Below are 4,343 nucleotides of genomic sequence, written 5' to 3'. Positions count from 1 at the left end.
CCCCTCAGCCGCCGCACCCGCCGCGGTGCTCCGGCAGGGTCAGCCCGAAATGGGCGACGAGGTCGTCCACCTGGGCGGGCGAGAGGGCGCGCGGGTTGAGGTTGCGCAGGAGCAGGTAGAGCCGGGCCGTCTCCTCCAGTTCCTCCGTGGCGAAGACCGCGCCCTCCAGGCTCTCGCCGGCCACCACGGGCCCGTGGTTGGCGAGCAGCACCGCGCTGTAGCGGCCGGCCAGGCCCCGGATCGCGTCGGCGACCGCCGGGTCGCCGGGGCGGAAATACGGCACCAGCGCCGTGCCCCCGGTGCGCATCAGGTAGTAGGGCGTCAGCGGCGGCAGCACCGCCCGCGGGTCGATCTCGGGCAGCATCGAGACCGCGACCGCGTGCGTCGAGTGGAGATGCACGATCGCGCGCGCTTCCCGGCGGCTCTGGTAGAGCGCGGTGTGGAGCGGGATCTCCTTGGTGGGCTTGTCGCCGGAGACGAGGTTCCCCCCGGCGTCGAGCCGGGAGATCCGGGCCGGGTCGAGGAAGCCGAGCGAGGCGTTGGTCGGCGAGACCAGCCAGCCGCCGTCGTCGAGCCGCACGGAGATGTTGCCGGACGAACCCGGCGTGAGGCCGCGCTCGAACAGCGAGCGGCCGTAGCGGCAGATCTCCTCGCGCAGTCTGCTCTCGGTGGCGCTCATGCGGTGGCTCCCTCGCTCAGTTCGAAGCCGAGATCGATCGTCCCGGGCGGGCCGCCCGCGCGCAAGTGCTCGGCCGCCGCCCGGCCGATGGCGAGGCGGGGCGTGCGCATGGTGGAGAGCGGCTGCGGCATGGCCGCCGTGATGTCGAGGGCGTGGCAGCCGAACAGCGCGATCCGCCCGGGCACCGCCCAGCCGCTTCCGAGGCAGGCGAAGTAGCCGCCGAGCGCCATGTCGTCGTTCGAGAAGTAGACCGCGTCGGTGTCGGGCGCGCGCGCCACCAGCGCCTCCAGGGCGGCGCGGCCGGCGGCGGCCGAGGAGCGCTCGGCCACCAGCTCGCGGGCATGCAGGGCAAGGCCCGCCTCCGCGAGCGCCGCCTCGAACCCGGCGAGCCGCTTGGCCGCCCGCACGTCCCGGCCGAGGTCGTGCCCAACATAGGCGATGCGCCGGTAGCCGCGCCCGACGAGGTGGCGGGCGCTGGCGTGCCCGACCGCGCGGTTCGAGAAGCCCACCACGATGTCGAGGCCCGGCCCGTCGGTATCGATCATCTCGACGATCCGGATGCCGGCCGCCCGCAGCCGCGTCACCGTGAGCGCCGTGTGCTCCAACCCCGTCAGCACGAGGGCGGCGGGGCGCCAGGACAGGAGCCCGGCCACCAGCGCCTCCTCGCGCACCGGATCGTAGTCGCTCACCCCGACGACGCCCTGGAAGCCGGCCTCGTCCAGCGCCCCGGTGAGGCCGCGCAGCAGGTCGGGGAACACGATGTTGGCGAGCGAGGGAATCACCACGCCGACGAGCTGGGAGCCGGCCGAATCGGCGTTGCCCGCGAGCGCGCCCGCGAGCCGGTTCGGCACGTAGCCGAGCCGGGCGGCGGCCTCCAGCACGCGCTCGCCCGCCCGCTTCGAGAAGGAGCCCTGGCCGCGCAGGACGCGCGAGACCGTGCTCTCGCCGACCCCCGCCTCCCGGGCGACGTCGGCGATCGTCACGAGACGGCCCGGTGTCTGGTGGATGGTCATGCCCCGCCCCTCCCGGCGCCCCATCGACATAACAAGCGGCCCGGTCCGTCACAACAGAATTGGCAGCGCTCCCAAAAAATGTTGGCAGCGCTGCCATTCCGGGATACGTCTGTCCCGAGCGCCGCCGTCAGAGCGGCCGCCACGATCGCCCCGGGCTCAGGGGCCGACAGGGAGAACGCCCATGACCGTGCAGGCCGCAACGGTGCCGGGGGCCGCCGCGCCGCCGCAGGATTTCGTCGAGCAGACCTACACGAAGGTGTTCTGGCGCCTCGTGCCGTTCCTGATGCTCTGCTACGTGATCGCCTACCTGGACCGGGTGAACGTCGGCTTCGCCAAGCTGCAGATGTCGCAGGAGCTGAAGTTCAGCGAGACGGTCTACGGGCTGGGCGCGGGCCTGTTCTTCATCGGATACTTCCTGTTCGAGGTGCCCTCGAACGTGATCCTGCACCGGGTCGGCGCCCGGGTCTGGATCGCCCGGATCATGATCACCTGGGGCCTGATCTCGGGCGCCTTCATGTTCGTGAACTCGGCGACCTCGTTCTACATCATGCGCTTCCTGCTGGGGCTGGCCGAGGCCGGCTTCTACCCGGGCGTGATCCTCTACGTGACCTCGTGGTTCCCCGCGCATCGCCGCGCCCGGGTGATCGCGGTGTTCATGTCGGCGATTCCCGTGTCGGGCATCTTCGGCAACCCGCTCTCCGGCTGGATCATGGACGCCTTCAACGGCGCCTACGGCCTCTCGGGCTGGCAGTGGATGTTCCTGATCGAGGCGATCCCGGCCGTTCTGGTCGGCGCGGCGGTGTTCCTCTACCTCGACAACCGGCCGGCCGACGCGGCCTGGCTCACCGAGGCCGAGAAGGCCGTGATCGAGCGCGACATCGCGGCCGAGCGCGAGGGCAAGACGGAGAGCCCGCACTCGATCGCCACCGTGTTCCGCAACGGCCGGATCTGGTTCATGAGCCTGATCTACTTCGCCTTCGTGACGGGTCAGTACGGCCTGACCTTCTGGATGCCGACGATCGTCAAGGCGTCCGGGATCCAGGGCAACCTCAACATCGGCCTCGTCAGCGCGATCCCGTTCCTGTTCGCGGTCTTCGTGATGATCCTGCTCGGCCGCAGCGCCGACCGGATGCGCGAGCGCCGCTGGCACCTGATCGTGCCGGCGCTGGCGGGCTCCGTCGGCTTCGTCGTGGCGGCGAGCACCGGCAGCACCGTGATCGCGATCGCGGCGCTCTCGGTGGCGGCGGGCGGCGTGCTCACCTGCGCGCCCCTGTTCTGGTCGCTGCCGACGGCGTTCCTGGCCGGAACGGGGGCCGCCGCCGGCATCGCCCTGATCAACTCGGTCGGCAACCTCGCGGGCTTCGTGGCACCCTTCGTGATCGGGGCGGTGCGCGACTCCACCGGCAGCACGGCCGGCGGCATGTACGCGCTCGCCGCGATGCTGGTGATCGGCGCGGCCTGCGTGTTCCTGACGCCGAAGCGGCTGGTGAACCGATAGCGCGCGTTCTCCCTCCCCCCTCTGCGGGGGAGGGAAATGCTGCGGCGGCCTTGCCGCCCCGATCCCGAACAACCCAGGATCCCACACCATGAGCACCACTCAGACAGGCCGCGCCGCGGTGATCGGCCTCGGCTCGATGGGCGCCGGCATGGCGGCCTCGCTCCTGCGGGCGGGCTTCTCGGTCGCCGCCTGCGACGTGAACCCCGAGGCGGTCGCCCGCTTCCAGGCGGCGGGCGGGCGCGGGGCCGCTACCCCGGCCCAGGCGGCCGAGGGCGCCGACGTCGTGGTCTGCGTCGTGGTCAACGCCGCCCAGACCGAGGCCGTGCTGTTCGGGCCGGACGGCGCCGCCGGGACCATGCGGCCGGGCGCCGTCTTCGTCTCCTCCGCCACCATGGATCCGGCCATCGCCCGGGGTCTCGCCCAGCGCCTGGAGGCGACCGGCCGGCTCTACCTCGACGCGCCGATGAGCGGCGGCGCGGCCCGCGCGGCGGAGGGCGCCCTCACCTTCCTGGCCTCGGGCTCGGCGCAGGCCTTCGCGGCGGCCCGCCCCGCCCTGGATGCCATGGCGGGCAGGCTCTACGAACTCGGCGACGCCGCCGGCCAGGGCGCGGCCTTCAAGATGATCAACCAGCTGCTGGCCGGCGTGCACATCGCCGCCGCCAGCGAGGCGATGAGCTTCGCGGCCAAGCAAGGCCTCGACCTCGCCAAGGTCTACGAGGTGATCACGGCGTCCGCCGGCAATTCGTGGATGTTCGAGAACCGGATGCCCCACGTCGTCGAGGGCGATTACAGCCCGAAGAGCGCGGTCGACATCTTCGTCAAGGACCTCGGCATCGTGCAGGACATGGCCCGGGCCGAGCGCCACCCCGTGCCGGTGGCGGCCGCCGCCCTGCAGATGTTCCTGGCGGCGTCGGGCGCCGGGATGGGCCGCGACGACGACGCCTCGGTGGCCCGGATCTACGCCCAGCTCTCGGGCGTGACGCTGCCCGCGAAGGAGTGAGACGAGCCATGCCGCGCTTCGCCGCCAACCTCACGCTGATGTTCACGGAGCACGCCTTCCTCGACCGCTTCGCGGCGGCCGCGGATGCGGGCTTCGACGCGGTCGAGTTCCTGTTCCCCTACGAGCACCCGCCCGAGGCGATCGCCGAGCGGC

At 72.3% G+C, this 4,343-nt stretch carries 4 protein-coding genes and 1 pseudogene; 3 read left to right on the top strand and 2 right to left on the bottom strand.

Translation table 11 applies throughout. The annotated features are described in order from the left end of the window. Positions 1-4 precede the first annotated feature (4 nt). Entirely contained in the window at positions 5-679 is a 675-nt protein-coding gene (locus tag AX737_RS00435; RefSeq protein WP_066918118.1) for an aldolase, read from the bottom strand. Then, positions 676-1,692, bottom strand: a complete 1,017-nt coding sequence (locus tag AX737_RS00430; RefSeq protein ID WP_066918117.1) for a LacI family DNA-binding transcriptional regulator — start codon at positions 1,690-1,692, stop codon at positions 676-678. The genes AX737_RS00435 and AX737_RS00430 overlap by 4 nt, the downstream gene beginning before the upstream one ends. A gap of 181 nt (positions 1,693-1,873) precedes the next feature. Here AX737_RS00430 and AX737_RS00425 point away from each other — a divergent pair, with 181 nt between their 5' ends. The 3 genes and pseudogenes from AX737_RS00425 to AX737_RS35255 form a co-directional block, all read left to right on the top strand. Further along, the gene (locus AX737_RS00425) at positions 1,874-3,190 is read left to right on the top strand and encodes an MFS transporter (protein ID WP_066918116.1); all 1,317 of its coding nucleotides are present in this window, start codon (positions 1,874-1,876) and stop codon (positions 3,188-3,190) included. Positions 3,191-3,278: 88 nt separating this feature from the next. Beyond that, positions 3,279-4,190 (top strand): L-threonate dehydrogenase, encoded by a 912-nt coding sequence (gene ltnD, locus AX737_RS00420; protein WP_066918115.1) that lies wholly within the window; start codon positions 3,279-3,281, stop codon positions 4,188-4,190. Positions 4,191-4,198: 8 nt separating this feature from the next. Then, a pseudogene (locus AX737_RS35255) lies at positions 4,199-4,343 on the top strand (hydroxypyruvate isomerase); the annotation flags it as partial.

It is taken from the genome of Methylobacterium sp. CCH5-D2 (genome assembly GCF_001556475.1).
GTDB classification, from domain to species: Bacteria; Pseudomonadota; Alphaproteobacteria; order Rhizobiales; family Beijerinckiaceae; genus Methylobacterium; species Methylobacterium hispanicum.
The sequence above is the reverse complement of the archived record's forward strand: the minus strand, read 5'-3'. Positions and strand labels throughout refer to the sequence as shown.